Here is a 26,363-nt window from a genome sequence, read left to right as displayed (position 1 = left end):
TCAGGCCGGCGTCAGGCACTCCGGCCCGTTGAGCTTGGGATCGTTGACCATGTTGGCCAGGACACGCTCGCGCAGCGCGACGGGCTCACTGGCCAGCAAGCTTTGCAGCACATGCAACGGCGTTTCGGGATCAAGCCAGGCGGCCTGCCCAGCCGCGTCCAGGATCAACGGCCGGCGCTGGCTCTGGGCGGCCTGCGTCACCACAGCAGTGCTCAGCCACACTTGCTCCTGCACCGGATAGGCCTCCCAGATCGCCGCAAAAAACAACGTGGAGCCCTCCCCGGGCGTCAGCCAATAGGGGCGTTTGCGCTGGGTACCGCGCCATTCATAAAAGCCGTTGGCCGGCAGCAGGCAGCGACGCTGGCGGAAGGCTTCGCGGAACATCGGCTGCTCGGCCAGGGTTTCGGCGCGGGCGTGGGCCGGTGTGCGGGAAAGGTCAGTCAGCCAGGGCGGCGTAAGGCCCCAACGGGCGCGGGCCAGGGTGCGCTGGCCGTCGTTCAGGCGCTGGATGAGCACCGAATCATTCGGGGAGATGTTCCACTGGGCCTGCTGGTCGACGGGAAAACCCGACAAGGCCGCAAAGGCAGGATTCCAGCGAAACAGGGCATAACGTCCACACATGGGGCAACACGACTCTTGGGTAAACCGGCCGACAGCCTAACAGACCAGCACGTCGGGGAAGCTGTCGGGTTCATCGCCGGGCACGGGCTGTGCACCGATGTAGGCGGTGATCAGCTCGCGGGCATCCACGGCCCGGTCGTTGTCTACCTCCAGCCCCAGCAGGCCGAAGATCGGCAGCTCGCCGGTGCCGCCGAGCAAATGCCGCCCCACCAAGTGCGCCTCGATGCCCTCGCTGGCGAGCATTTGTTGCAGCAACTCGCCTTCCATCAGGTTTTCCGGTTCGTAGATTCGCTGCATGTGCTGGCCTGTTATTCGTTTTCGCTGCGGGTTTCGAGCATCCACTCTTTGTCATGGACTTGCAGGTTGAACGTGATCGGCCTGCAACACACCTGACAGTCTTCTATGTAAACCTGATCACCGCCGGACAAGTCCACCGTTGTCTCGACCTCTTCACCACAATAAGGACAATCGTAGGTCGCAGTTTCCAGCATCGCAGTCTCCCAAGTGACTTGTGCGTATAATCGCCGGTCTATTTACAGGGCTATTGTCCGGCCGGGCCAATTACCCGTACCGCGCCCTGGTATTTCCTTTACTTACCCTAGCCGTTTCTAACAAGAGAGCATGATGGGCGAATTCGATACCATCCGACCTTACAACGACAGCGAAGTCCCGGCAGTGCTGGACCGGCTGTTCAGTGACAAGGCCTTTCTGGACATCCTGACCCACTTCCGCTTCCCGCGCTTTGCCGGCGCCCTGGGCTGGCTGCTCAAGCCGATGATCGCCCGCAAACTGCGCCGTGAGTTCGCCGGTGTCACCACCGTGGCGACGCTGCAGGACAAAGTCGAGTATTACGTCGACCATACCATTGACCGGGCGACCGACGGCGTGACCTATAGCGGCGTCGAGCAACTCAAGTCGGGCAGTGCCTACCTGTTTCTGGCCAACCACCGCGACATCGTGATGGACCCGGCCTTCGTCAACTACGCCGTGTACCACGCCGGCCTGCCGACGCCGCGTATCGCCATCGGCGACAACCTGCTGCAAAAGCCGTTTGTCAGCGACCTGATGCGCCTGAACAAGAGCTTCATCGTGCACCGCTCGATCACCGGGCGAAAGGAAAAGATGGCCGCGTTCAACTTGCTGTCGGCCTACATCAACCATTCGATCCGCAACGACTGCCAGTCGATCTGGATCGCCCAGGCCGAAGGCCGCGCCAAGGATGGGGATGACCGCACCGAGTCGGCGATCCTCAAGATGTTCCACGTCAGCCGCAAGGACGAACCGTTTGCCGAGGTGATCCAGTCGCTGAACCTGACCCCGGTGTCCATCAGCTACGAGTACGACCCGTGCGATACGGCCAAGGCCCGCGAGCTGTATATCCGCGCCACCACCGGCACCTACGTCAAGGCGCAGGGTGAAGATGACGTGAGCATTGCGCTGGGCATTACCGGCTACAAAGGCCGCGTACACATCAACTTCGCGCCGCCGATTACCGAGCGCTTCGAAGACACCAAAGTGCTGGCCGTGGAAATGGATCGACAGATTCTCGGCGGTTATCGGCTGTTCCCAGTGCACTACCTGGCGTATGCCCAATGGAGCGACGCCGACCCGCAATTACAGGTGCCAAAGGCGGCCGAGGTGTTCCCGGCGGATGAACTGGCCAAGGCGAAGGCCGAGTGGGAGCGGCGCCTGAATGAATGCCCGGAGGAACACCGGCCATTTCTGGTGGTGCAATACGCGACGCCGGTGCGCAATCAGTATCGGGTGAAGGCCGGAATCCCTCTCTGAACACCGATCAAAAATGTGGGAAGGGGCGGTTTTTTAGATTCGGGTGCTGAGCCAGGATATGGCCAGCCCCAGCCCCAGACAGGCGAAGCCGATCCGGTAAGCCACCCGATGCGCCCGTTCGGTGCGCACATCCAGGAACAGCATGGGCTGATCGATGGCCCGGTCTTCGCTTTGTGCGGTCAACTCGGCCATGGCGCGTTGTTCGCGCAGGCGTGTGATAAATAACAGCGCCGCACCGGGGAAGGCTACCAATAAAGCCACAGCATTGATCAATAGTGCGGGCAGCGCCATCACAAACCTCAGGAAACAGTGTCTGGGTATCCGTGCAGATACCTACATAAACGGACAGTGGCCTCCAGCGCCTAAAACACTCCATCCCCCATGGACGGTTAATGTATCCAGTAATTTACAGCGTCACCTGAACGTCACCTTAACAAGCCACTCTGTTGCCCTTCGAACGTTCGGGAGCTTGTCATGCTGCACGCGCACAACCAGGATCGGCTGTATCTGATTGCCCAAAGCGATGAGCAAGAGGCGCTGGTCGGCGGCCTTGCGTTCAACGTGCAGGACCGCCATTGGCTGGTGTATTGCGCCCTTGGCGGGCACCAGCATGCGGACTTGCCGGAGGCCGATCTGTTGACCGGGGTGAGCATGCTGGACTTCTGTATCGACACTGCCGCGTGAAACTGAAGACGAAAAAAAACCGGGCTCATCACTGAGCCCGGTCTTTATCTGGACAGTTACTGCGCGCTGAGCAAGGAACCGATGCTTGGGTCCTTGAACAGGCGGGTCAAGGCGTCACTCAGGACATCGCTGACCAGCTTGGTGTTGGTTTCCTGGTTCGGCGACATGCCGAAGCGCTGGTTCAACGATGCGCCGTAGCGGCCGCTGTAGCGACGGGTACCGGCGGTGACGTCGGACTTGAACGTTGCGCCGATGGCGGCTTCAGTCACGTACAGGCCTTCTTTAGGCGACTGATACTTCAGTTCCGCCAAGGTGATGGTCAGCTGAGGAGCGCCTGGTGCGTTGGCGCTCGGCGTGAAGCCCAGCAGGCGCACGGCCGCTTCGGCCTGGGCCTGCAACTTGGGCAGCACGTCCTGGCCAGTCACCGAGATAAGCGCGGTCTCCGGGTACAGGCCACCGCGAGAGCCCAACGTAGGCGAAGGACGACCATCCACGACACGCACCGACACCGGCTGACCATGACCTACCGGGGCCAACTGCGTGGTGAGCTTCGGTTGTGGGCTCAGTTGTTGCGGGCTGTTGGCGCAGCCAACCAAGGTCAAACTGGTCACAGTGATCAAACCGAACAACAGGCGTTGCAACATGCGCTTCTCTCCAGAAATCAGGTACCGACAGGCCGGCAGTATAGCGGGGCGCCCCCGCAGGGAACTAGCGTCAGTTACAACCTAAGACTCGTCGCCTCGGCAGCGGTTCGCTGTCATTGATATGTCATAGCCGTTACATCGACTCGTCATCCCCACACGGCATGCTTAGCCTCAATCTCAGGAGGGCTCTCGCCATGCAATTTCTCTGGTCACTGTTTACCCGCAAGCCGGCCCTTCGTCAGTTCGCCCGGCTCGATGCACAAGGCCGTTGCCAGGCGTTCAAGGAATGCAGCCAGGCGCCTGTGGGCGACGGCTGGGTGGAAATCGATGAAATCCGCCTGAGCTGGATGCATCACCCGCTCCCCGCCCGTGCCCGTGTAAGCCCACGTCCTGTGCGGTCGCCACGTCACCAGCCGTTGGCCGCCTGACCGAAGACCTAATAAAAGTCATAAAACACGCCCATTTCCCTGACGTTCTTCGCTACAATCTCCCCCCGATTATAAGGACGTCTCCTGATCGGGCCTCGCAGCACGTTAATGCCTCGGTATTAACCCCCCAAGAATCGCCCACAGAGAGCCGCCCACACAGATCGAGTGAAGCTGGCGCGCTTGCTGTTTCCTTTGCAAACCACCCGCCTCTACCGAATCTGCCAGAGCTGCCATTGCGCCCGGCCACTGTGCCAGCCCGCGGCAGCCCTTTTTTGAGGTTCACGTCTTCAAAAGAGCGTGAAAAAACGGGTTTTCACAACTTCACAAGAGTGTGGCGAGCAAATGAATAGTTTGGCGTTTGTACAAGCACCATCAGCGTCTGGAACAGCCCAATCACACAGGACCGAGTATTCCTCAATCACCGGAGCTTGAGCCTGTCCGCTACGGATTGATTGCACGAATTGCACGCTTTGACCATAAGTCGAATTGCCACAGGCGCCCATGAATGCGTTCATAGGCGAATGAGGCAGGCAGGAAGCGTGCGCTGACGTTGCAAAGAATTGCGAAACGGACATGGCGATCCTGGCCATGGGTAACCTGGGGCAACACGTGAACCGCCCCGTCACTCCTGGCAGCCATGCCGTCAATTTGGTGCTGCAGATTTTGGAGACGCGTTAAATGGCGCATAACGAAGCAGTCGACGTAGTACTGGTAGGGGCCGGCATCATGAGTGCCACCCTGGCCGTATTGCTCAAAGAGCTCGACCCCGGCCTCAAGCTGGAAGTCGTTGAGCTGATGGATTCGGGTGCCGCGGAGAGTTCCAACCCGTGGAACAACGCCGGTACCGGCCACGCCGGGCTGTGTGAGCTGAACTACACGCCCCAGGCCGCCGATGGCTCCATCGACATCAAGAAAGCCGTGCACATCAACACCCAGTTCGAGGTGTCGAAGCAGTTCTGGGCGTACCTGACCAAAAAAGGCACCTTTGGCTCGTCCAAGTCCTTTATCAGCCCGGTGCCGCACCTGAGCTTCGTGCAGGGCGACAAAGGCGTGTCTTTCCTCAAGAAGCGCTTTGAATCCCTCAGCCAGCACCATGCGTTTTCGGACATGCACTACACCGAAGACCGCGGCGAAATGGCCGAGTGGATGCCGCTGATGATGCCGGGCCGCCCACTTGACGAAAAAATCGCCGCCACTCGCGTCATGAACGGCACCGACGTCAACTTCGGCGCCCTGACCAACCAATTGCTCGGCCACCTGACCAGCTCGCCGGATGCCCAGGTCAAGTACAGCAAGCGCGTCACCGGTCTCAAGCGCAACGGCGCCGGCTGGACCGTGAGCATCAAGGACGTCAACAGCGGCACCAGCCGTGAAGTGGACGCCAAGTTCGTGTTCCTCGGTGCCGGTGGCGCGGCCCTGCCGTTGCTGCAAGCCTCGGGCATCGAAGAAAGCAAAGGCTTTGGCGGCTTCCCGGTCAGTGGCCAGTGGCTGCGTTGCGACAACCCGGAAGTGGTCAAGCACCACCAAGCCAAGGTCTACAGCCAGGCCGCCGTCGGTTCGCCACCGATGTCGGTGCCGCACCTCGACACCCGCGTGGTGGATGGCAAGAAATCCCTGCTGTTCGGGCCCTACGCCGGCTTTACCACCAAGTTCCTCAAGCACGGCTCGTTCCTTGACCTGCCGATGTCGATTCGTGCCGGCAACATCGGCCCGATGCTGGCCGTGGCCCGCGACAACATGGACCTGACCAAGTACCTGGTCAGCGAAGTGCGCCAATCCATGGAGCAGCGCCTGGAATCCCTGCGTCGCTTCTACCCTGAGGCGAAAGCCGAAGACTGGCGCCTGGAAGTGGCCGGCCAACGGGTACAGATCATCAAGAAAGACCCGAAAAAAGGCGGCGTGCTGCAATTCGGCACCGAGCTGGTCGCGGCCAAGGACGGCTCCCTGGCAGCGCTGCTGGGCGCTTCTCCGGGCGCTTCGGTGACCGTTTCGATCATGCTGGAGCTGATTGAACGTTGCTTCCCGACCAAGGCGGCGGGTGAGTGGGCAGCCAAGCTGCACGAGATCTTCCCGGCACGGGAGAAAGTCCTGGAGACCGACGCCGAGCTGTATCGCAAGATCAACACGCAGAACAACATCAGCCTGGAGCTGGTGGAACAAAGCAACGAGGCCGAAAGCTACGCTTGAGGCATTGCTGCCATAAAAAAAACGCCCCCCCCCGGGGCGTTTTTTTATGGCTGGGGAAAATCAGCCGCGGGCGTTTTCGATCAGCTCTATGTACTCAGGCGCATTGCGCTGGTCCTTGATCAGATCAACAAACGTCTGGCCATGTTCATCCTTGCCATCCAGGTCCAGGCCGGCTTCCTTGAAAAAGCCCAGGAACCGCTCGAAGTCGCCGATACGCAGGCCACGGTAGGCCTTGATCAGTTTGTGCAGGGACGGTGAAGTCGCGTCAACCGGCTCGAAGTCCAGGAACAACTTGATCTGATCGTCGCCGATCTCGTCACCAATCACCTGTTTCTTATCTTTACGCATTACCGACTCCAGCCTGCAGACATTTACACGGGATTTGAAGTCTACCTGTGTGACGCAAGCTCCGAAAGCAGTGGAGATCCAAGGTGTTTTGATTATTTGGTGCGGACTGCACCGGTGTGCAGGTCCGCCCAGATATGCCCGTTGGCATAACTGAGGAACTGCACATACACCGTGTCATTGCGCAGCAAATCGACGATCACCCGGTATTGGGCCACCGGATACGACAGCGTCAGCGTCTTGCTCTTGTCATCAAACACCGGCTTTTTCAGGCTTTTGCTTTCGGCATCGAAATTGAGCACCACCTGGCTGATTATCGCGCCTTTGTTCAGGGACTTGCCCTTGAGGCGGATCATCAACGGCGACGTCACCGGGATCGGTTGCTGGTTGGATTGGCGCTGGTTGCCCACCACCACCGCGTACTCGGTGACTTGCAGCAACTGCTGCTGGTCAGGGGTTTCAGTGCGCAGCGTCAGGTCATCCGGCGGCAGGAATTGAGCATGCATCGGCGCCGGAGCGGCGGCCAGGGGCAAACTCAGGGTCAGCGCCAGGACGGCGCACGTGCGAATCAACAGGCTCATGTACAGCTCCAGGCGCGGGGGCCACGCACGATAGCATGACAACCCTGCGCCGGGCCTGGGTCACATGCCTTTGACGGCGTAGATCCCATTGGCGTTGCGCCAGTAGCCTTTATAGTCCATGCCGTAACCGAAGATGTAGCGGTCAATGCATGGCAGACCGACGTAATCGGCTTTCAGGTCCGGACGGGCCTTGCGGTCGTGGTCTTTGTCGATCAGCACGGCGGTGTGCACTTTGCGCGCGCCGGCGTGTTTGCAGAAGTCGATGATCGCGCCCAGGGTGTGACCTTCGTCGAGGATGTCGTCGATGATCAGCACGTCGCGGTCGATGAACGAGACTTCCGGCTTGGCTTTCCAGAACAGGTCGCCGCCGGTGGTTTCGTTGCGATAGCGGGTCGCGTGCAGGTAGGACGCTTCCAGCGGGAATTGCAGGTGGGTGAGCAATTTGCCGGCGAAAATCAGGCCGCCGTTCATCACGCAGAAGACCACCGGATTGGTGTCGGCCATTTCGCGGGTGATGTGGGCGCCGACCTTGGCGATCGCAGCTTCGACTTGCGCTTCGGTGTACAGGCAATCAGCCTCACGCATGATTTGACGGATATGCTCAAGATCAGCGGACATGGCGCTCTCCAAAGGGGTGCTGTGGCAAGAAAAGCGGGCGAAGGTACGCTTCTCATGCGCTCCGGGCAAGCCTTAATGGACTAACGTACTAGATGTCTATAGGACAACACCCTCGGATAGATTAATCTAGGCCGGTTTTTTTGCCCGCCGCCGGAGCCTTTCCCATGCCCACTCGCGAGATCCGCCACCCGCTGATCCAGCACAAGCTCGGCCTTATGCGCCGCGCCGACATTAGCACGAAGAACTTCCGTGAGCTTGCTCAGGAAGTCGGAGCGTTGCTCACTTACGAAGCCACCAAGGACCTGCCGCTGGAAACCTACGAGATCCCCGGTTGGGCCGGTCCCGTACAGGTAGAAAAAATCGCCGGTAAGAAAATCACCGTGGTGCCGATCCTGCGCGCCGGTATCGGCATGCTCGAAGGCGTCCTCAGCCTGATTCCGGGCGCCAAGGTCAGCGCCGTGGGCGTGGCCCGCAACGAAGAAACCTTGCAGGCTCACACCTACCTGGAAAAACTCGTTCCGGAAATCAACGAACGCCTGGCCATGATCATCGATCCGATGCTCGCCACCGGAAGCTCCATGGTTGCCACCATTGACCTGCTGAAAAAAGCCGGTTGCCGGGACATCCGCGCCATGGTGCTGGTCGCCGCGCCCGAAGGCATCGCCGCTGTCGAGAAAGCGCACCCGGACGTGCAGATCTACACCGCGTCCATCGATGAGCGCCTGAATGAACACGGCTACATCATCCCAGGCCTGGGCGACGCCGGTGACAAGATCTTCGGCACCAAGCAGAAGGACGCGTGAGCATGCAGGATGAATTCAACGACCCGCTTTGGCGCCAGATCCTGTCTGGCGCACAAATGCTCTTCGTAGCATTTGGCGCGCTGGTGTTGATGCCGCTGATCACAGGCCTTGATCCAAACGTCGCACTGTTCACCGCAGGCCTGGGCACGCTGTTGTTCCAGGTGGTGACGGGGCGGCAGGTGCCGGTGTTTTTGGCATCGAGCTTTGCGTTTATCACGCCAATCATTCTCGCCAAGGATCAGTTCGGCCTTGCCGCGACGATGGGTGGGGTGATGGCCGCCGGTTTCGTCTACACGTTTCTCGGCGCTGCGGTGAAGATCAAGGGCACCGGTTTCATTGACCGCCTGCTGCCGCCCGTGGTCATCGGCCCGGTGATCATCTCCATTGGCCTGGCCATGGCACCGATCGCCGCTAACATGGCGATGGGTAAAGGTGGCGACGGCGCCGAACTGATCCCCTACAAGACGGCCATGCTGATCTCGATGCCGGCGCTGCTCACCACCTTGATCGTGGCGGTGTTCGGCAAAGGTATTTTCCGCCTGGTGCCGATCATCTCCGGTGTGTTGGTGGGATTTGCCATGGCGTTCTACTTTGGCGTGGTCGACACGGCCAAGATTGCCGCCGCGCCCTGGTTCGCCCTGCCCCACTTCACCGCGCCGGAATTCAACTGGCAGGCGATACTGTTCATCGTCCCGGTGGCCCTGGCCCCGGCGATCGAACACATCGGTGGCGTGATTGCAGTCGGCAGCGTGACCGGTCGCGACTACCTGAAAAAGCCCGGCCTGCATCGCACGCTGCTCGGTGACGGTATCGCCACCACGGCAGCCGGCCTGTTTGGCGGCCCGCCGAACACCACCTACGCCGAAGTGACTGGCGCGGTAATGCTGACCAAGAACTACAACCCGAAAATCATGACCTGGGCGGCAGTGTTTGCCATCAGCCTGGCATTCATCGGCAAGTTCGGTGCATTGCTGCAGAGCATTCCCATCCCGGTAATGGGCGGAATCTTGTGCCTGCTGTTCGGCTCGATTGCTGCGGTAGGGATGAACACACTGATCCGCCACAAGATCGACCTGGGCGAGGCGCGCAATCTGGTGATTGTGTCGGTGACCCTGGTGTTCGGGATTGGCGGGGTATTGGTGGGAACCGGTACAGGTCCGAACGACTTCGGCCTGAAGGGCATCGCCTTGTGTGCGGTCGTAGCGATTGCTTTGAACCTGCTGCTGCCGGGCAATGATGGCTGGAAGAACAAGAAGCCTGACGAACCGCTGCTTTAACTGCCAACGCAAAACCAAATGTGGGAGGGGGCTTGCTCCCTCCCACATTTTTACATCTTCAGTGTGGCTTAGAGCTCACCCAAGCCATCGATCAGCGCCTGGTTCTGCTCCGGCGTACCAATGCTGATCCGCAGGAACTGGGCAATCCGCTCCTGCTTGAAGTGCCGCACGATCACCCCTTGCTCACGCAATTTGGCCGCCAGGCCGGCAGCATCGTGCTTGGGGTGACGAGCAAAGATAAAGTTGGCCGCTGACGGCAACACTTCAAAGCCTTTACCTTCCAGTTGCGCAACCATCTGCTCACGACTGTCGATGACCAACCGGCACGTCTTCTCGAAGTACTCACGATCCTCAAACGCCGCCGCCGCACCGACAATCGCCAGGCGGTCCAGCGGATAGGAGTTGAAGCTGTTCTTGACCCGCTCCAACGCCTCGATCAGGTCCGGGTGGCCCACGGCCAGGCCCACGCGCAAACCGGCCAGCGAGCGCGATTTGGACAGGGTCTGGGTCACCAGCAGGTTCGGGTAGCGATCCACCAGGCTGATGGCGGTTTCGCCACCGAAGTCGATATAGGCTTCATCGACCACCACCACCGAATCCGGGCTGGCCTTGAGGATCTGCTCCACCGCGTCCAGCGCCAGCACGCAGCCAGTCGGCGCGTTGGGGTTGGGGAAGATGATCCCGCCGTTAGGCTTGGCGTAGTCCGCTACACGAATCTGGAACTGCTCATCCAGTGGCACCGGGTCGGACTGGATGCCGTAGAGGCCGCAGTACACCGGGTAGAAGCTGTAGCTGATGTCCGGGAACAGCAGCGGCAGGTCGTGCTGGAACAGGCCGTGGAAGATGTGCGCGAGCACTTCATCCGAGCCGTTGCCGAGAAACACCTTGCCAGCGTCGACCCCGTAGTACTTGGCCACGGCCTGCTTGAGCAGGTCGCTGTTGGGGTCCGGGTACAGGCGCAGGTTGTCGTTCAACTCGGCCTGCATCGCGGCCAGCGCCTTGGGCGACGGGCCGTAGGGGTTTTCATTGGTGTTGAGCTTGACCAACTTGGTCAGCTTTGGCTGTTCGCCGGGTACGTAAGGCACGAGGTCCTTGACGAAGGGGCTCCAGAATTTGCTCATGACTTAGTTACCCTTCTCTTCGAGGATTCGGTATTCGGCACTACGGGCGTGTGCGCTCAACGACTCACCACGAGCAAGTACCGACGCGGTCTTACCCAGTTCGGAAGCCCCTTGAGGCGAGCAGAAGATAATCGACGAACGCTTCTGGAAGTCATACACCCCCAGCGGCGAGGAGAAACGCGCAGTGCCGGAGGTCGGCAGCACGTGGTTCGGGCCGGCGCAGTAGTCACCCAGGGCTTCGCTGGTGTGGCGCCCCATGAAGATCGCACCAGCGTGGCGAATCGACGGCAGCCAGGCCTGTGGATCGGCCACGGACAGTTCCAGGTGCTCTGGTGCGATACGGTTGGCCACTTCGATAGCCTGCTCCATGTCGCGCACCAGGATCAACGCGCCACGGCCATTGATCGATTTCTCGATGATCTCGGCGCGGTCCATGGTCGGCAGCAGCTTGTCGATGCTGGCGGCCACCTTGTCGAGGAACTCGGCATCCGGGCTGACCAGAATCGCCTGCGCGTCCTCGTCGTGCTCGGCCTGGGAAAACAGGTCCATGGCGATCCAGTCCGGGTCGGTCTGGCCGTCGCACACCACGAGGATTTCCGAAGGGCCGGCAATCATGTCGATGCCGACCTGGCCAAAGACATGGCGCTTGGCGGTGGCCACGTAGATGTTGCCGGGGCCGACTACTTTATCGACCTTCGGCACGCTTTCAGTGCCATAGGCCAGGGCCGCGACGGCTTGGGCGCCACCGATGGTGAACACGCGGTCGACACCGGCGATGCAGGCCGCAGCCAGCACCAGCTCGTTGATTTCACCGCGAGGGGTTGGCACGACCATCACCACTTCGGTCACACCGGCCACCTTGGCTGGAATTGCGTTCATCAACACCGATGACGGATACGACGCCTTGCCACCGGGGACGTACAGCCCTGCACGGTCCAGCGGCGTGACCTTCTGGCCCAACACAGTGCCGTCGGCCTCGGTGTAGCTCCAGGAGTCCTGTTTCTGCTTTTCGTGGTAGCTGCGCACCCGCGCCGCCGCGACTTCCAGGGCTTCGCGCTGAGGCGCGGTGATGCGCGTCAGGGCCAGCTCCAGGCGTTCGCGGGACAGAATCAGGTCGGACATGGAAGCAACGTCCAGGCCGTCGAACTGGCGGGTGAAATCCACCAGCGCCGCGTCACCGCGCTCGCGCACGGCCTTGATGATGTCGAGTACTCGCTGGTTGACCGAGTCGTCGGACACGCTTTCCCAGCTCAGCAGATGATCCAGATGATGGGCGAAATCCGGGTCGGCAGCGTTGAGTCGGGCAATTGCGGTGGACGTGGTCATAGCGAGGGCCTCAATAGAATTGGCAAAAACTCAGGCGCCCTAAACTAGCAGTCGTTTCCGCTTGGGCACCTGAGAATTCTGGCTATGAGGCGGATAGACGGGCGTAGCTCTTCAGCTACGCGGGTAGGTCAACCGCGGTGTCGAGACTCCACTGCGGTGCGCAGGGTGTCGATCAACGCCTGGATACGAGCGTGCTGCATCTTCATCGACGCTTTGTTGACGATCAGGCGAGAGCTGATGTCGGCGATGAAGTCCTGTGGTTCGAGACCGTTGGCACGCAGGGTGTTGCCGGTGTCGACCACGTCTATGATCTTGTCGGCCAGGCCGATCAGCGGCGCCAACTCCATCGAGCCGTAGAGCTTGATGATGTCGACCTGACGGCCTTGCTCGGCGTAGTAACGCTTGGCGACATTGACGAACTTGGTGGCCACGCGCAGGCGACCCTTGGGCTCGACATCACCGACACGGCCGGCGGTCATCAACTTGCACAGGGCAATGCGCAGGTCCAGCGGCTCGTACAGGCCCTGGCCACCGTATTCCATCAGCACGTCTTTACCGGCGACACCGAGGTCGGCCGCGCCATGCTCAACATAGGTCGGCACGTCGGTAGCCCGCACGATCAGCAGGCGAACGTCTTCCTGGGTCGTGGGGATGATCAGCTTGCGGCTCTTGTCCGGATTCTCGGTCGGCACGATGCCCGCTTCAGCCAGAAGCGGCAAAGTGTCGTCAAGGATGCGGCCCTTGGACAGTGCGATGGTCAACATGGGAAACGTCAGTCCTTCATCAGGCTATTGCTGTCCGGTCGCAAACGGCGCCAGACGCAGATCGAGGCCATGACAGCCTCGATTTGAAACAAATTCAGCATACTGCTTCTTTAATTTGTAGTGAGCGGGCTTGCCCCGCGCTGGGCTGCGAAGCGGCCCTAAAAATCTTGGGAGCGCTTCGCACTCCAGCGCGGGCGGTGCGACGATTCGACAAGCCCGCTCACCACAAAACAGCAACTAGCCCGGTACGCGGCGGATTTTAGCGCCGAGCATCTGCAGTTTTTCTTCGATGCACTCGTAACCACGGTCGATGTGGTAGATGCGGTCGATCAGGGTGTCACCTTCAGCGATCAACGCCGAGATCACCAGGCTGGCCGATGCACGCAGGTCGGTGGCCATGACTGGCGCGCCCTTGAGCTTTTCGGTGCCCGTCACGATGGCGGTGTTGCCTTCTACCTGGATCTTCGCGCCCATGCGGTGCAGTTCGTACACGTGCATGAAGCGGTTTTCGAAGATGGTCTCGATCACGGCACCGGTGCCTTCGGCAATCGCGTTCAGAGAGATGAACTGCGCTTGCATGTCGGTCGGGAACGCCGGGTACGGAGCGGTCCGCACGTTAACGGCTTTTGGCCGCTTGCCGTGCATGTTCAGCTCGATCCAGTCTTCGCCGGTGGTGATTTCAGCGCCAGCTTCGCGCAGTTTTTCCAGGACCGCTTCCAGGATGGTCGGATCGGTGTCCTTGACCTTGACGCGACCACCGGTAACGGCGGCAGCAACCAAGTAGGTACCGGTCTCGATGCGGTCAGGCATGACCTTATAGGTGGCGGTGTGCAGACGCTCTACACCATCAATGGTGATGGTGTCGGTACCAGCACCGGCTACCTTGGCGCCCATGGCGTTCAGGAAGTTGGCCAGGTCGACTACTTCAGGCTCGCGCGCGGCGTTTTGCAGGACGCTGCGGCCTTTGGCCAGGGCAGCGGCCATCATGATGTTCTCGGTACCGGTCACGCTGACGGTATCAAAGAAGAAGTTAGCGCCACGCAGGCCGCCTTCCGGTGCCTTGGCCTTGATGTAGCCGCCTTCAACGTCAATGACTGCGCCCATGGCTTCCAGGCCACGGATGTGCAGGTCCACTGGACGCGAACCGATGGCGCAACCGCCAGGCAGGGCGACTTCGGCTTCGCCGAAACGAGCAACCATAGGGCCGAGTACCAGGATCGACGCACGCATGGTTTTCACCAGTTCGTACGGAGCGATCAGGGTCTTGATGGTGCGCGGGTCGATTTCGACGGACAATTTCTCGTCGATCACCGGCTCAATGCCCATGCGACCGAACAGCTCGATCATGGTGGTGATGTCGTGCAGGTGCGGCAGGTTGGCCACGGTCACCGGGCCATCGCACAGCAGGGTCGCTGCCAGGATCGGCAAGGCAGAGTTTTTCGCACCGGAAATGCGAATCTCGCCATCAAGGCGGGCACCGCCGGTAATAATCAATTTATCCATAAGAATCTCGACGCCTTGGGGGCTCAGGTGCGCTCGGCCCAGGCCGCGCGGCTGAAAAATTTCATAGTGACCGCATGGATGCTGCCATCGGTGATCCACGGGTTCAAATGGGCATAGATCTGCTGCTGACGCTTGACTGGGCTCAATGCCGCCAGTTCATCGCTAATCACGTTCAGCTGGAAATTGCAGCCTTCGCCCTCAACTTCTACGCTCGTATCGGGCAGCTTTCCTTCGAGAAAGCTTTTAACTTCTAGGGCCTGCATGATCAACCTCTATCGGCGCCCAGTGCGCACGGGTCGCACATCATACAAAAAAGCCCCGCGCCTGCGAACCCCGCATAGCAGGACTCTGACGGGGGGCCTCACTGATAATGTGTATTAAGGATGCGCCAACAGCTCGGTCAGACCCGAAACTTCGGCAATTTCACGCATGTCTTCGGGTAAAGCCCGGATGCTGACCGGCTTTTTCGCCGCTTCGGCGTCACGCATGAAGCACAACAGCAACGACAAACCGACACTGCTGGACTTGGTCACCGCCGAGCAATCGAGCACCAGCGCAGAAGCCGTGCTGGTCTTGATCAGCGCCTGACCCTGCTTGCGCAGGTCAGGCCCGGTGCGGTAATCCAGCACACCGCTGAGGAACAACTCGCCAGCGTCGCCGAGACGAATAGCCGACTCGGTCATTGCGCAGGCTTCCCGGCAGCTTTGTCGGTTTCTTCCTTGGCCTTGGCCACTTCACCGGCCCAACCATTGATGGTCTTGTCCAAGTCGTTGCCATTGCGCTGCATCGCGTCGGCGAACTGATCACGGAACAGCTTGCCAATGTTGATACCGTTGATGATCACGTTACGCAGTTTCCACTCGCCGTTGATCTTCTCCAGGGTGTACTGCACCGGGTAAACGGCGCCGTTGTTACCCTTGACGCTCATGTTGACGCTGGTGCGATCACCGGATTCGTCACCGGCTGGAGCGACGGTAATACCCTGGTTGTTGTATTCCAGCAGGGCGTTGCCGTAGAACTGGAACAGGCCTTTCTTGAAGTTTTCCTGGAACGTCTGCATCTGCGCAGGTGTTGCCTTGCGCGAGTACTTGACGGTCATGATGCTGCGCGAAATACCCTCGGCGTCCACGACGGGGCCCACAATGGTATTGAGCGCGTCGTAAAACTTGCTCGGATCCTGCTTGTACTGTTCTTTATTGGCCGTCAGGTCAGCCAGCATCTTGCTGGTGGTGTCCTGCACCAGTTCGTGCGCAGAACCTGCCGCGTTGGCCATCAAGGGCAGTGCTGCAAGCAGTACCAGCAGGCCACGTCGCAAGGTAGAGATCATGAACAGATTCCTCATTTGGCGTCTTTATTGACCGTATTGAGCAAAAATTTTCCGATCAGGTCCTCAAGCACCAGCGACGACTGCGTGTCGTGGATGGTCGAACCATCCTTGAGCAGGGCTGTTTCCCCGCCCACGCTGACACCGATGTACTTCTCGCCCAGCAGCCCCGCAGTGAGGATAGATGCAGTGGAGTCGGTCGGCAGATTATCTACCTTCTTGTCCAACTGCATGGTCACTCGCCCGGTGAAGCTGTCGCGGTCCAGATCGATTGCGGTGACCTTGCCGATGGTTACACCGGCCATGGTCACTTTAGCTCTGACAGTCAAACCGGCGATATTGTCGAAGTATGCGTAAAGTTTATAAGTATCGGCGGTGGGGCTGGCCGAAAGGCCGCTGACTCGAAGAGCCAGCAACAGTAAAGCCAGGATGCCAGCCAGCAAGAAAAGGCCGACACCGATTTCCACAGTGCGGTTTTGCATCAGAAATCTCCAAACATCAAGGCGGTCAAAATGAAGTCAAGGCCCAGTACTGCCAGCGAGGCGTACACAACGGTCTTGGTGGTGGCGCGACTGATCCCTTCTGAAGTGGGCTCACAGTCATAGCCTTGAAATACGGCGATCCAGGTCACTACAAAGGCGAAGACGATGCTCTTTATAACGCCATTGAGCACGTCACCGCTAAAGGTCACGCTGTTTTGCATGTTGGCCCAGTAGGAGCCGTCATAGACACCCAGCCAGTCTACCGCCACCCACGAACCGCCCCAGATACCAACCACGCTGAAGATCATCGCCAGCAATGGCAGGGAGATGAAGCCGGCCCACAGGCGCGGGGCAACAATGTATTTGAGGGGGTCCACGCCGATCATTTCGAGGCTGGACAGCTGTTCGGTGGACTTCATGTTGCCGATTTCGGCAGTCAACGCGGAGCCCGCACGACCGGCGAAAAGCAACGCGGTCACCACCGGCCCCAGCTCACGCAGCAGCGTCAGGGCAACCATCTGCCCCACAGCCTGCTCCGATCCGTAGCTGGACAGGATATTGAAACCCTGCAATGCCAGCACCATGCCGATGAAGACCCCGGAGACCACGATGATCACCAGGGACATCACGCCCACCGAATGCAGTTGCTTGAGCAACAGGCCAAAGCCGCCACCAATGCCACCGCGGCCGAGCAAGGCGTGAAACAGGAAAATCGTCGAACGACCCAGCACCTCGACGATGTCGATGCCCGAGCGACCGAAAAGGCGAACCTTTTCGATAAGAGATGTCTTGCGCATCAGCGCTTCCCCAGAAGATCTGAGCGGTAATCCGCTGCCGGAAAGTGAAAAGGCACAGGGCCATCGGGATCGCCAGTCATGAATTGGCGAATGCGCGGGTTATCGGCGTTCATCAGCTCTTCGGGCGTACCCTGCCCCAGCACCTGGCCATCGCCGACTACATAGAGGTAATCGGCAATGCTCGCGGTTTCTGCGAGGTCGTGGGACACCACGATACTGGTGATGCCCAGGGCGTCGTTGAGCAGACGGATCAGGCGAACCAGCACGCCCATGGCGATCGGGTCCTGACCGACGAAGGGCTCGTCGTACATGAGAATCTGCGGATCGAGCGCAATGGCGCGCGCCAGGGCCACACGACGCTTCATGCCACCGGACAGTTCGTCGGGCATCAGGTCAATGGCACCACGCAAGCCCACGGCCTGCAATTTCAGCAACACAATGTCACGAATCATTTCATCGGACAGCTGGGTGTGCACCCGCAGCGGGAACGCCACGTTCTCGAACACATCGAGGTCGGTAAACAGCGCACCGCTCTGGAACAGCACGCCCATGTGTTTGCGCGCATCGAACAGATCGCTGCGCGACAGCGTCGGCAGGTTCTGGCCGTTGACCCACACTTCGCCGGCGCTGGGGCGCAATTGCATGCCCATCAGCCGCAACAGGGTGGTCTTGCCGCAACCGGACGGCCCCATGATGCCCGTGACCTTGCCACGGGGAATGCGAATATCGACGTTATTGAAGATGCTGCGCGTCCCGCGCTTGAAGGTCAGTCCCTTCAGCTCGACCGCGTAGGCGTTATCGGCACTCATCTAAACTCCTTGGGATGCAGCCTCTCACTCAGACACCACGCATGCGACAAACGTTTGCAACGGCGACGCATATAGATAGCCTCATGGGCTGGGCGGACCGAACTGGCGGCGAACTATATCACTGCTGGTACAACGCGCCCAAGGCCGGAACGGCGCTAGTTCAGTTTCAGGACAGGGAAAAAACGTTGCCGACTGTGTTACTGAGGATCGATCTCAGGAACCCAAAGAACAAAGCCTGACGAACTTGCGTGAGGGAATTGATCATTACCGCTATAATCGCCGACTTTTCGTCAGGCTATACGATTTCAGACATGAGCCAATCCAGCGACCTTATTCAATCCGCACAACGCACCATCCGCCTCGAAGTCGAAGCCGTAGAAGGCTTGCTGGCCCATATCGACGCGGATTTCGTACGCGCCTGCGAGATGATTCTGGCCAGCAAAGGCCGCGTTGTCGTGGTCGGCATGGGCAAATCGGGCCACGTCGGCAACAAGATCGCCGCCACCCTGGCCAGCACCGGGACCACCGCATTTTTTGTGCATCCCGCCGAGGCGAGCCACGGCGACATGGGCATGATCACCAAGGATGACGTCATCCTGGCACTGTCCAACTCTGGCACCACCAACGAAATCGTGACCCTGCTGCCGCTGATCAAGCGTCTGGGCATCCAGATGATCAGCGTCACTGGCAATCCAGAGTCGACGCTGGCCAAGGCGGCCGAAGTGAATCTGAATGTTCATGTGGCCCACGAAGCCTGCCCGCTGAATCTGGCGCCGACTTCCTCCACCACCGCAGCCCTGGTCATGGGCGACGCCCTGGCCGTTGCGCTGCTTGAAGCCCGGGGCTTCACCGCTGAAGACTTCGCATTTTCCCACCCTGGTGGCGCACTGGGCCGCCGTCTGCTGCTGAAAGTGGAAAACGTCATGCACTCGGGCGATGAATTGCCCCACGTCCAACGCGGCACGTTACTGAAGGACGCGCTGATGGAAATGACCCGCAAGGGCTTGGGCATGACCGTGATCCTGGAAGCTGACGGGCGCCTGGCCGGGGTATTCACTGACGGTGACTTGCGCCGTACCCTGGACCGCACCATCGATATCCATACGGCGACCATCGACGCCGTGATGACCCCGCACGGCAAGACCGCCCGCCCTGAAATGCTGGCAGCCGAAGCCTTGAAGATCATGGAAGACCACAAGATCGGCGCCCTGGTGGTGGTCGATAGCGACGACCACCCGGTCGGCGCCCTGAACATGCACGACTTGTTGCGTGCGGGAGTGATGTAAATGACCAGCGACCTGTTGCAACGCGGCAAGAACATCAAGCTGGCGATTTTCGACGTTGACGGCGTGCTGACCGATGGTCGCTTGTACTTCCTCGAAGATGGCAGTGAATTCAAGACATTCAACACCCTCGACGGCCAGGGCATCAAAATGCTGATGGCTGCGGGCGTGCAGACCGCGATTATCAGCGGCCGGAAAACCCCCGTTGTGGAACGCCGAGCACAAAATCTGGGGATTCCTCACCTGTATCAGGGCCGCGAGGATAAACTGGTGGTTCTGGACGAGCTTCTTGGCCAACTCAACCTAAGCTATGAGCAGGTCGCCTACTTGGGCGATGATCTGCCCGACCTGCCGGTCATTCGCCGAGTGGGCCTGGGCATGGCCGTCGCCAATGCGGCGGCGTTTGTTCGCGAGCACGCCCATGGCATCACCTCTGCCCGTGGCGGCGAAGGTGCGGCCCGCGAGTTCTGCGAACTGATCCTGCGAGCCCAGGGCAGCCTTGAAGCGGCACACGCCGCCTACCTATAGAGCGTTTTATGCTGAGTAAAAAGATTCGCAACTTCCTGCTATTCGGGGTCATCGCCGCGCTGCTGCTCGCGGTGGGCTACTGGAATATCAGCCCGGGGCGCTTCCTCGACCAGCCTGCTGCACAGGTCGACGGAGGGGCTATCGACTATTACGCCACCAACGCCTATAGCGTGCAGTTCCTGCCCGACGGCAAGTTGCAGTACGAAATGACCTCGGACAAAGTCGAACACTTGAAGGCCACCGAAGTCACCCTGCTGACCAACCCGGACCTGAACCTGTACCGCGGCACAGAATTTCCGTGGCATGTCACCAGCAAGCGTGGCGAGGTGAACCCTGACGGCACCGAGGTAGAGCTGATCGACTCGGTACGCGTTGCACGCACGGACGCAAAAGACCGCGACACGGTGATTACCAGCAGTCGCATGACCGTATTCCCGCAGAAGCAATATGCGCAGACCGAGCAAGACGTTAGAATCGACGGCGCTGGCGGTGTATCGACTGGCAAGGGAATGAAAGCGTATTTGAAAGAAAGCAGGATACACCTGCTATCGAACGTAAGAGGACAGTATGAGGCTCGTTAAAACTCTCCCTATTTTGCTCGGTTTGGGCGCAGCACTGGGAAGCGTGAGCGCCTGGGCTCTGCCGAACGATAGCCAGCAACCGATCCACATCTCGGCTGACGATGCGCAACTCGATGACAAGCAAGGTGTTGCCACCTATACCGGCGGTGTGATCATCACCCAAGGGTCGATGAAAATCACCGGCAATACCGTGACACTGACGCGCACCCAAGCCGGTGATATCGACGTCGTGACCTCGGTTGGCAACCTGGCTTACTTCGAACAGAAGCAGTCCGCGACCGACACCGGCCCGATGAAGGGCTACGGCAAGACCATCCAGTATCACGCGCAGCAGAATCGCATTGTGCTGATCGACCAGGCCAAGGTGCTCAGCCCCGATGGCAACTCCACGGAAGGTGAAAAGATCACCTATGACACCGTGAAACAGATCGCCAACGCCGGCCGCGCCAATGGCAGCAAGGTGACCGCACCGCGTCCGCGTATCGACATGGTTATCCAGCCGAAGAAGAAGGCCGAGTAATGGCAACCCTGAAAGCCCAGCATCTGGCCAAGGCCTATAAAAGCCGTCAGGTCGTGCGCGACGTCAGCCTGTCGATCGACAGCGGCCAGATCGTCGGCTTGCTCGGCCCCAACGGCGCAGGCAAGACCACATGCTTCTACATGATCGTCGGCCTGGTCCAGGCGGATCAGGGTCGCGTACTGATCGACGACCTGGATGTCAGCCACCAGCCAATGCACGGTCGTGCCCGCGCCGGTATCGGTTATCTTCCGCAAGAAGCGTCGATCTTCCGCAAACTGTCGGTTGCCGACAACATCATGGCCATCCTTGAAACCCGCAAGGAACTGGATCGTGACGGCCGCCGCCAGGAACTGGAAAGCCTGCTGCAGGAATTCCACATCAACCACATTCGCGACAACCTTGGCATGAGCCTGTCCGGTGGCGAGCGGCGTCGCGTGGAAATCGCCCGTGCCCTGGCCACTGCCCCCAAGTTCATCCTGCTGGACGAACCGTTTGCCGGCGTCGACCCTATCTCGGTTGGCGATATCAAGCAGATCATCCATCACCTCAAGGCCAAGGGCATCGGTGTACTGATCACCGACCACAACGTGCGTGAGACCCTCGATATCTGCGAAACCGCCTATATCGTCAACGATGGACAACTGATCGCCGAGGGCGACTCCGCTACCATCCTGGCCAATGAACTGGTCAAGGAAGTGTACCTGGGTCACGAGTTTCGCCTGTAAACCCGCCTGTAATAACAAGGCGGTGGCAGGTCGTTTGCCCGATGCGCGGGAGTCAATAAGAACCTCCGGTTTTTTATTGTTACCGCGCTCTAGGCAAAGCCCTCGATATCAGGCATATAATTTGCTTATGTTTGGCGCTCACGCGCCCTGTCGTGGATGGCGCATTGCGCCGGCGAATAAGGTGTTAAGCCCCTGCCATGAAACCATCGCTAGTCCTGAGAATGGGCCAGCAGCTGACGATGACACCGCAGCTGCAACAGGCCATCCGCCTGCTCCAATTGTCGACCCTGGACCTGCAACAGGAAATCCAGGAGGCCCTGGAGTCCAATCCGATGCTCGAACGCCAGGAAGAAGGCGACGACTTCGATAACGCAGACCCGTTGGCCGACAACATCGAGCAAAAACCCAACGCGGACGTGCAGGAACCGTCCTACCAGGAAACTGCCCCTACGGTGGACAACCTGGAGGAAGGCGATTGGAACGAACGCATCCCCAACGAGCTTCCAGTAGATACCGCCTGGGAAGACGTCTACCAGACCAGCGCCAGCAGCCTGCCCAGCAACGACGATGACGAGTGGGACTTCACCACCCGCACCTCCGCCGGTGAAAGCCTGCAGAGCCATCTGCTGTGGCAACTGAACCTCGCACCGATGTCTGATACCGATCGACTGATCGCCGTCACACTGATCGACTGCATCAACAACCAGGGTTACCTGGACGAGACGCTCGAAGAAATTCTTGAGGCTTTCGACCCGGAACTGGACATTGAGCTGGACGAAATTGAAGCGGTGCTGCACCGCATCCAGCAGTTCGAGCCGGCCGGCATCGGCGCCCGTACCCTGAGCGAATGCTTGCTGTTGCAACTGCGCCAGCTGCCCGCCAAGACGCCATGGCTCGCTGAGGCCCAGCGCCTGGTTACCGACTACATCGACCTGCTGGGCAGCCGCGACTACAGCCAACTGATGCGTCGCATGAAGCTCAAGGAAGACGACCTCCGCCAGGTCATCGAACTGGTGCAAAGCCTGAACCCGCGTCCGGGCTCGCAGATCGAGTCGAGCGAAGCCGAGTACGTGGTGCCCGATGTAATCGTGCGCAAAGACAACGAGCGCTGGCTGGTTGAGCTGAACCAGGAGTCTGTGCCGCGCCTGCGGGTCAACCCGCAATATGCCGGCTTTGTACGCCGGGCCGACACGAGTGCCGACAACACCTTCATGCGCAACCAGCTGCAGGAAGCCCGCTGGTTCATCAAGAGCCTGCAGAGCCGCAACGAAACCTTGATGAAAGTGGCCACCCAGATCGTCGAGCATCAGCGCGGCTTCCTGGAATACGGCGACGAAGCAATGAAGCCTCTGGTCCTGCACGACATCGCCGAGGCGGTAGGCATGCACGAATCGACAATTTCACGCGTGACCACGCAAAAATTCATGCATACCCCACGGGGTATTTATGAGTTGAAATATTTTTTCTCCAGCCATGTAAGCACCTCCGAAGGCGGCGAATGCTCGTCAACGGCGATCCGCGCGATCATCAAAAAACTGGTTGCTGCGGAAAATCAGAAAAAGCCGTTGAGTGACAGCAAGATCGCTGGTTTACTGGAGGCACAAGGCATTCAGGTCGCCCGTCGAACCGTCGCCAAGTACCGCGAATCCCTTGGGATCGCGCCTTCCAGCGAGCGCAAGCGTTTGATGTGACGGGCGGGCCACAGCGTTCCAGTGACGGGTATTCCTACCCGTCGCTTTATGCACTGGCAACGAAGGAGAAGCTGTATGCAAGTCAACATCAGTGGACACCATGTAGAAGTCACCCCTCCCCTGCGCGAGTATGTCGAGCTGAAGCTGAAACGCCTGGAGGGGCATTTTGACAAAATCACCAACGTGCAAGTCATCATGAAGGTCGACAAGCTTCAGCAGAAAGTTGAGGCGACCCTGCAGATTCCCGGTGGCGAAGTAGTCGCCAATGCCGAGCATGAGGACATGTATGCATCAATTGATGCCTTGACTGACAAGCTTGACCGCCAACTTAAAAAGCATAAGGAAAAGCAGCAGAGCCTTCTTAATGGCACTGGCCGCTAACACCCCCAACCCATGATCCGACTTGAAACCATCCTGACCCCCGGCCGTTCCCTCGTGAACGTGCCGGGCGGCAGCAAGAAGAAAGCCCTCGAACAAATTGCCAACCTGATCAGCAGCCAAGTGCCTGAGCTGGAGATGCAAGATGTCTTCGAGGCTCTGATTGCCCGTGAAAAACTCGGCTCGACCGGTTTTGGCAACGGCATCGCCATTCCTCACTGTCGCCTCAAAGGCTGCGAAACACCTGTCAGCGCCCTGCTGCACCTGGACGCCCCTATCGATTTCGACGCCATCGACGGTGCCCCGGTCGACCTGCTGTTTGTTCTGCTGGTCCCGCAGGCCGCCACCGATGCGCACCTGGAACTGCTTCGGCAGATCGCCAGCATGCTTGACCGCAAGGAAGTACGCGACAAACTGCGCAGTGCCAGCAGCAACGAGGCGCTGTACCAAGTTGTCCTGGATGAGCAAAACGGGCAGTAACCATGCGTTTGATCATCGTCAGCGGCCGCTCCGGCTCGGGTAAAAGCACCGCCCTCAACGTTCTTGAGGACAATGGCTTCTATTGCATCGACAACCTGCCTGCCGGCCTGCTGCCGGAGCTGGCGGAACGTGCTCTGATCCACACCGAGCTGGCGCAACCCCTGGTTGCCGTTTCGATCGACGCCCGCAACCTGCCGAGCCACCTCTCGCGATTCCCGGAATTGCTGGAAGAAGTGCGCGCCAAGCACATCCATTGTGATGTGCTGTACCTCGATGCCGACGAAGAGACGCTGTTAAAGCGCTTCTCCGAAACCCGACGGCGCCACCCGCTCAGCAGCCCCCACCGCTCCCTGGCCGAAGCCATCGAGGACGAAACCAAGTTGTTGGGGCCGATCATTGACCTCGCCGACCTCAAGATCAACACCACCAGCCTTAACCTGTATCAACTGCGCGATGCCATCAAGCTGCGCCTGCTGAATCAGCCGGAGCCTGGCACGGCGTTTCTTGTCGAGTCCTTTGGGTTCAAACGCGGCATGCCAGTGGATGCGGACCTCGTGTTTGACGTGCGCTGCCTGCCCAACCCTTATTGGAAACCGGAATTGCGTGACCAGTCAGGGCTGGATCTACCCGTAGCCGAGTACCTGGCCGCGCAGCCGGATGTGGAGGAGATGTTTCAGGACATCTCCAGTTACCTGCTCAAATGGCTGCCGCGCTTTGCTGCCAGCAACCGGGCCTATGTCACCATTGCCATTGGCTGCACCGGTGGTCACCACCGCTCCGTATACCTGACCGAGCGCCTGGGCCAGGTACTGCAACAAACCCTCAAGAACGTCCAGGTTCGCCACCGCGACCTCAGCTGAAAGGAACACCTTCGCGATGCCCGCTCTGGAAATTGAAATCATCAACAAGCTGGGCCTGCACGCCCGCGCCTCAGCCAAATTTGTCGGCGTTGCCGGGCAGTTTCCCTGCCAGATCAGGGCAGGGCGTACACCGGAAAGCATGGTCGATGGCAAAAGCATTATGGCAATGATGATGCTGGCGGCCGGTAAGGGCACCAAGATTCACTTGAAAACGGAAGGCGAACAGGAACAGGAAGCGATGGATGCCCTGGTGGCACTGATCAATAACTTCTTTGATGAGGGTGAGTAAACTCACCCTACAGGAGCGGGGTTAACCTAGCGCCGTATCCATCACCATCATCAAACAAAACCCGATACACAATCCCAGACTGGCGAGTTTTTCATGGCCATTGCGCCGTGACTCAGGGATGACCTCATGGGTCACCACCAACAACATCGCCCCAGCGGCCAATGCCAAACCCAACGGCAACAGCACTTCAGCCAGGCTCACCAACCAGGCGCAGAGCACGGCAAACACCGGCTCCACCAAGCCTGACGCAGCGCCAATCAGAAACGCCTTGGCCCGCGACATGCCTGCCCCGGCCAACACCAACGCAATCACAAGACCTTCGGGCACATCCTGCAAGGCAATGCCCATGGCCAGGCTATCGGCATCCGGCATGCCACCGCCCGCCGAGACGCCAACCGCCATGCCTTCGGGGATGTTGTGGGCAATGATGGCGAACACGAACAGCCAGATTCGCGGCGGGATCACCGGTTTATCCGGCGTGCCCACCAACATTTCCGGACTGGCGCCGGAGACCTTGCGGTCAACCAGATACAGTCCGAATGCCCCTGACATGATGCCGAAACTAATCAACCCGCCCGCCCCCCAGGGCGTAAGCCCCAGGCTTTCGGCAGCGGCGATGCCTGGCACCACCAGCGAAAAGGCGGTGGCGGCCAACATCACGCCCGCCCCAAAGCCCAGCAAGGTATCGCTCACGGCCACCGGCATCCGCCGAATCACCAATACAGGAACCGCGCCCAGCGCGGTGCCGAGCGCGCAGATCGCACCGCCCTGCAAGGCGCGCAAGATACGCGGTTGCAGGTCCAGCCAGGCCAGCCCGTGGGCCACCAGCAATGCAGTACCTGCCAGTAGCAGCAGCGAGCCCAGCGCGTAACGAAACATCCGCACGCTGCCGATCGCCAGTGTTTCAGTGCCCATAGTCGGCCTTA

35 protein-coding genes are annotated in these 26,363 nt (G+C 59.6%); 16 read left to right on the top strand and 19 right to left on the bottom strand.

Annotation, left to right across the window (positions count from 1 at the left end; translation table 11 throughout):
• Genes EJD88_RS15755 through EJD88_RS15745 form a run of 3 tightly spaced genes read right to left on the bottom strand, consistent with a single transcriptional unit; the run spans position 1 to position 1,112 of the window.
• Positions 1-621, bottom strand: a complete 621-nt coding sequence (locus EJD88_RS15755; protein ID WP_158878416.1) for an SOS response-associated peptidase — start codon at positions 619-621, stop codon at positions 1-3.
• A gap of 36 nt (positions 622-657) precedes the next feature.
• Positions 658-918, bottom strand: a complete 261-nt coding sequence (locus tag EJD88_RS15750) for a putative signal transducing protein (RefSeq protein ID WP_099587144.1) — start codon at positions 916-918, stop codon at positions 658-660.
• 11 nt (positions 919-929) lie between these two features.
• Positions 930-1,112, bottom strand: coding sequence for a CPXCG motif-containing cysteine-rich protein (locus EJD88_RS15745; protein ID WP_158878415.1), 183 nt, complete (start codon positions 1,110-1,112; stop codon positions 930-932).
• A 133-nt stretch (positions 1,113-1,245) separates the two neighbouring features.
• Between EJD88_RS15745 and EJD88_RS15740 the strand changes: the two genes are divergently transcribed.
• Positions 1,246-2,409 carry a 1-acyl-sn-glycerol-3-phosphate acyltransferase gene (locus tag EJD88_RS15740; protein ID WP_177411508.1) on the top strand — a complete coding sequence of 388 codons (1,164 nt, stop codon included), beginning with the start codon at positions 1,246-1,248 and terminating at the stop codon, positions 2,407-2,409.
• A 33-nt stretch (positions 2,410-2,442) separates the two neighbouring features.
• On the opposite strand, the gene EJD88_RS15735 is transcribed toward EJD88_RS15740, so the two are convergent.
• Positions 2,443-2,700, bottom strand: coding sequence for a hypothetical protein (locus EJD88_RS15735; RefSeq protein WP_158878414.1), 258 nt, complete (start codon positions 2,698-2,700; stop codon positions 2,443-2,445).
• Between the two features lie 183 nt (positions 2,701-2,883).
• Between EJD88_RS15735 and EJD88_RS15730 the strand changes: the two genes are divergently transcribed.
• Entirely contained in the window at positions 2,884-3,093 is a 210-nt protein-coding gene (locus tag EJD88_RS15730) for a hypothetical protein (RefSeq protein ID WP_099587140.1), read from the top strand.
• A 56-nt stretch (positions 3,094-3,149) separates the two neighbouring features.
• Here EJD88_RS15730 and EJD88_RS15725 read toward each other — a convergent pair whose 3' ends face one another.
• Positions 3,150-3,737, bottom strand: a complete 588-nt coding sequence (locus tag EJD88_RS15725) for a YajG family lipoprotein (RefSeq protein ID WP_099587139.1) — start codon at positions 3,735-3,737, stop codon at positions 3,150-3,152.
• A gap of 194 nt (positions 3,738-3,931) precedes the next feature.
• On the opposite strand from EJD88_RS15725, the gene EJD88_RS15720 reads away from it, so the two are divergent.
• Both EJD88_RS15720 and mqo read left to right on the top strand, forming a co-directional pair.
• Positions 3,932-4,165 carry a hypothetical protein gene (locus EJD88_RS15720; protein ID WP_099587138.1) on the top strand — a complete coding sequence of 78 codons (234 nt, stop codon included), beginning with the start codon at positions 3,932-3,934 and terminating at the stop codon, positions 4,163-4,165.
• 678 nt (positions 4,166-4,843) lie between these two features.
• Complete coding sequence (gene mqo / locus EJD88_RS15715; protein WP_158878413.1) at positions 4,844-6,352, top strand: malate dehydrogenase (quinone); 1,509 nt, start codon at positions 4,844-4,846, stop codon at positions 6,350-6,352.
• Positions 6,353-6,412: 60 nt separating this feature from the next.
• Here the strand turns inward: mqo and EJD88_RS15710 are convergent, their stop codons facing one another.
• The 3 genes from EJD88_RS15710 to EJD88_RS15700 all read right to left on the bottom strand — a co-directional run bounded on the left by EJD88_RS15710 (position 6,413) and on the right by EJD88_RS15700 (position 7,896).
• A complete protein-coding gene (locus EJD88_RS15710; RefSeq protein ID WP_158878412.1) occupies positions 6,413-6,700 on the bottom strand; it encodes a PA4642 family protein in 288 nt (95 codons plus the stop codon).
• A gap of 92 nt (positions 6,701-6,792) precedes the next feature.
• On the bottom strand, positions 6,793-7,278 hold the full coding sequence (locus EJD88_RS15705) for a hypothetical protein (protein ID WP_112193499.1): 486 nt from the start codon (positions 7,276-7,278) through the stop codon (positions 6,793-6,795).
• Positions 7,279-7,338: 60 nt separating this feature from the next.
• Entirely contained in the window at positions 7,339-7,896 is a 558-nt protein-coding gene (locus tag EJD88_RS15700; RefSeq protein WP_032886291.1) for a hypoxanthine-guanine phosphoribosyltransferase, read from the bottom strand.
• Between the two features lie 164 nt (positions 7,897-8,060).
• Between EJD88_RS15700 and upp the strand changes: the two genes are divergently transcribed.
• Positions 8,061-8,699 carry a uracil phosphoribosyltransferase gene (gene upp / locus EJD88_RS15695; RefSeq protein ID WP_099587134.1) on the top strand — a complete coding sequence of 213 codons (639 nt, stop codon included), beginning with the start codon at positions 8,061-8,063 and terminating at the stop codon, positions 8,697-8,699.
• Between the two features lie 2 nt (positions 8,700-8,701).
• A complete protein-coding gene (locus EJD88_RS15690) occupies positions 8,702-9,976 on the top strand; it encodes a uracil-xanthine permease family protein (protein WP_112193497.1) in 1,275 nt (424 codons plus the stop codon).
• Between the two features lie 68 nt (positions 9,977-10,044).
• On the opposite strand, the gene hisC is transcribed toward EJD88_RS15690, so the two are convergent.
• The 10 genes from hisC to EJD88_RS15640 all read right to left on the bottom strand — a co-directional run bounded on the left by hisC (position 10,045) and on the right by EJD88_RS15640 (position 18,102).
• Positions 10,045-11,097 (bottom strand): histidinol-phosphate transaminase, encoded by a 1,053-nt coding sequence (gene hisC, locus EJD88_RS15685; protein ID WP_099587132.1) that lies wholly within the window; start codon positions 11,095-11,097, stop codon positions 10,045-10,047.
• Between the two features lie 3 nt (positions 11,098-11,100).
• Complete coding sequence (gene hisD / locus EJD88_RS15680) at positions 11,101-12,423, bottom strand: histidinol dehydrogenase (protein WP_158878411.1); 1,323 nt, start codon at positions 12,421-12,423, stop codon at positions 11,101-11,103.
• A 128-nt stretch (positions 12,424-12,551) separates the two neighbouring features.
• Positions 12,552-13,187 (bottom strand): ATP phosphoribosyltransferase, encoded by a 636-nt coding sequence (gene hisG, locus EJD88_RS15675; RefSeq protein WP_099587130.1) that lies wholly within the window; start codon positions 13,185-13,187, stop codon positions 12,552-12,554.
• A gap of 237 nt (positions 13,188-13,424) precedes the next feature.
• Positions 13,425-14,690 carry a UDP-N-acetylglucosamine 1-carboxyvinyltransferase gene (gene murA, locus EJD88_RS15670; protein WP_099587129.1) on the bottom strand — a complete coding sequence of 422 codons (1,266 nt, stop codon included), beginning with the start codon at positions 14,688-14,690 and terminating at the stop codon, positions 13,425-13,427.
• 23 nt (positions 14,691-14,713) lie between these two features.
• Positions 14,714-14,953 carry a BolA family protein gene (locus tag EJD88_RS15665; protein ID WP_099587128.1) on the bottom strand — a complete coding sequence of 80 codons (240 nt, stop codon included), beginning with the start codon at positions 14,951-14,953 and terminating at the stop codon, positions 14,714-14,716.
• A gap of 114 nt (positions 14,954-15,067) precedes the next feature.
• On the bottom strand, positions 15,068-15,373 hold the full coding sequence (locus EJD88_RS15660; RefSeq protein WP_158878410.1) for a lipid asymmetry maintenance protein MlaB: 306 nt from the start codon (positions 15,371-15,373) through the stop codon (positions 15,068-15,070).
• A complete protein-coding gene (locus tag EJD88_RS15655) occupies positions 15,370-16,017 on the bottom strand; it encodes a phospholipid-binding protein MlaC (RefSeq protein ID WP_158878409.1) in 648 nt (215 codons plus the stop codon). Before EJD88_RS15655 ends, EJD88_RS15660 begins: the two co-directional genes overlap by 4 nt.
• Positions 16,018-16,028: 11 nt before the next feature.
• Positions 16,029-16,496, bottom strand: coding sequence for an outer membrane lipid asymmetry maintenance protein MlaD (gene mlaD / locus EJD88_RS15650; RefSeq protein ID WP_003171814.1), 468 nt, complete (start codon positions 16,494-16,496; stop codon positions 16,029-16,031).
• A complete protein-coding gene (gene mlaE / locus EJD88_RS15645; RefSeq protein ID WP_099587125.1) occupies positions 16,496-17,293 on the bottom strand; it encodes a lipid asymmetry maintenance ABC transporter permease subunit MlaE in 798 nt (265 codons plus the stop codon). Before mlaE ends, mlaD begins: the two co-directional genes overlap by 1 nt.
• The gene (locus EJD88_RS15640; RefSeq protein ID WP_003171811.1) at positions 17,293-18,102 is read right to left on the bottom strand and encodes an ATP-binding cassette domain-containing protein; all 810 of its coding nucleotides are present in this window, start codon (positions 18,100-18,102) and stop codon (positions 17,293-17,295) included. The genes mlaE and EJD88_RS15640 overlap by 1 nt, the downstream gene beginning before the upstream one ends.
• A 311-nt stretch (positions 18,103-18,413) precedes the next feature.
• On the opposite strand from EJD88_RS15640, the gene EJD88_RS15635 reads away from it, so the two are divergent.
• From EJD88_RS15635 to EJD88_RS15590, 10 genes are all read left to right on the top strand, one after another.
• On the top strand, positions 18,414-19,388 hold the full coding sequence (locus tag EJD88_RS15635) for a KpsF/GutQ family sugar-phosphate isomerase (RefSeq protein WP_099587124.1): 975 nt from the start codon (positions 18,414-18,416) through the stop codon (positions 19,386-19,388).
• On the top strand, positions 19,389-19,913 hold the full coding sequence (locus EJD88_RS15630; RefSeq protein WP_058414321.1) for an HAD family hydrolase: 525 nt from the start codon (positions 19,389-19,391) through the stop codon (positions 19,911-19,913).
• An 8-nt stretch (positions 19,914-19,921) separates the two neighbouring features.
• A complete protein-coding gene (gene lptC, locus EJD88_RS15625; protein ID WP_099587123.1) occupies positions 19,922-20,494 on the top strand; it encodes an LPS export ABC transporter periplasmic protein LptC in 573 nt (190 codons plus the stop codon).
• On the top strand, positions 20,481-21,014 hold the full coding sequence (lptA, locus tag EJD88_RS15620) for a lipopolysaccharide transport periplasmic protein LptA (RefSeq protein ID WP_027604809.1): 534 nt from the start codon (positions 20,481-20,483) through the stop codon (positions 21,012-21,014). The genes lptC and lptA overlap by 14 nt, the downstream gene beginning before the upstream one ends.
• On the top strand, positions 21,014-21,739 hold the full coding sequence (lptB, locus tag EJD88_RS15615; RefSeq protein WP_004372092.1) for an LPS export ABC transporter ATP-binding protein: 726 nt from the start codon (positions 21,014-21,016) through the stop codon (positions 21,737-21,739). Before lptA ends, lptB begins: the two co-directional genes overlap by 1 nt.
• A gap of 197 nt (positions 21,740-21,936) precedes the next feature.
• Entirely contained in the window at positions 21,937-23,430 is a 1,494-nt protein-coding gene (locus EJD88_RS15610) for an RNA polymerase factor sigma-54 (protein WP_099587122.1), read from the top strand.
• 75 nt (positions 23,431-23,505) lie between these two features.
• On the top strand, positions 23,506-23,811 hold the full coding sequence (gene hpf / locus EJD88_RS15605; RefSeq protein WP_099587121.1) for a ribosome hibernation-promoting factor, HPF/YfiA family: 306 nt from the start codon (positions 23,506-23,508) through the stop codon (positions 23,809-23,811).
• A 12-nt stretch (positions 23,812-23,823) separates the two neighbouring features.
• Positions 23,824-24,288, top strand: coding sequence for a PTS IIA-like nitrogen regulatory protein PtsN (ptsN, locus tag EJD88_RS15600; protein WP_027604813.1), 465 nt, complete (start codon positions 23,824-23,826; stop codon positions 24,286-24,288).
• Positions 24,289-24,290: 2 nt separating this feature from the next.
• On the top strand, positions 24,291-25,148 hold the full coding sequence (rapZ, locus tag EJD88_RS15595; RefSeq protein ID WP_099587119.1) for an RNase adapter RapZ: 858 nt from the start codon (positions 24,291-24,293) through the stop codon (positions 25,146-25,148).
• A gap of 16 nt (positions 25,149-25,164) precedes the next feature.
• Positions 25,165-25,437 (top strand): HPr family phosphocarrier protein, encoded by a 273-nt coding sequence (locus EJD88_RS15590; protein ID WP_003216108.1) that lies wholly within the window; start codon positions 25,165-25,167, stop codon positions 25,435-25,437.
• 21 nt (positions 25,438-25,458) lie between these two features.
• Here the strand turns inward: EJD88_RS15590 and EJD88_RS15585 are convergent, their stop codons facing one another.
• The gene (locus EJD88_RS15585) at positions 25,459-26,352 is read right to left on the bottom strand and encodes a ZIP family metal transporter (protein WP_099587118.1); all 894 of its coding nucleotides are present in this window, start codon (positions 26,350-26,352) and stop codon (positions 25,459-25,461) included.
• Between the last annotated feature and the right edge of the window lie 11 nt (positions 26,353-26,363).

The organism is Pseudomonas sp. PB105 (assembly GCF_009764655.1).
Classification (GTDB): domain Bacteria; phylum Pseudomonadota; class Gammaproteobacteria; order Pseudomonadales; family Pseudomonadaceae; genus Aquipseudomonas; species Aquipseudomonas cyclaminis.
The sequence above is the reverse complement of the archived record's forward strand: the minus strand, read 5'-3'. Positions and strand labels throughout refer to the sequence as shown.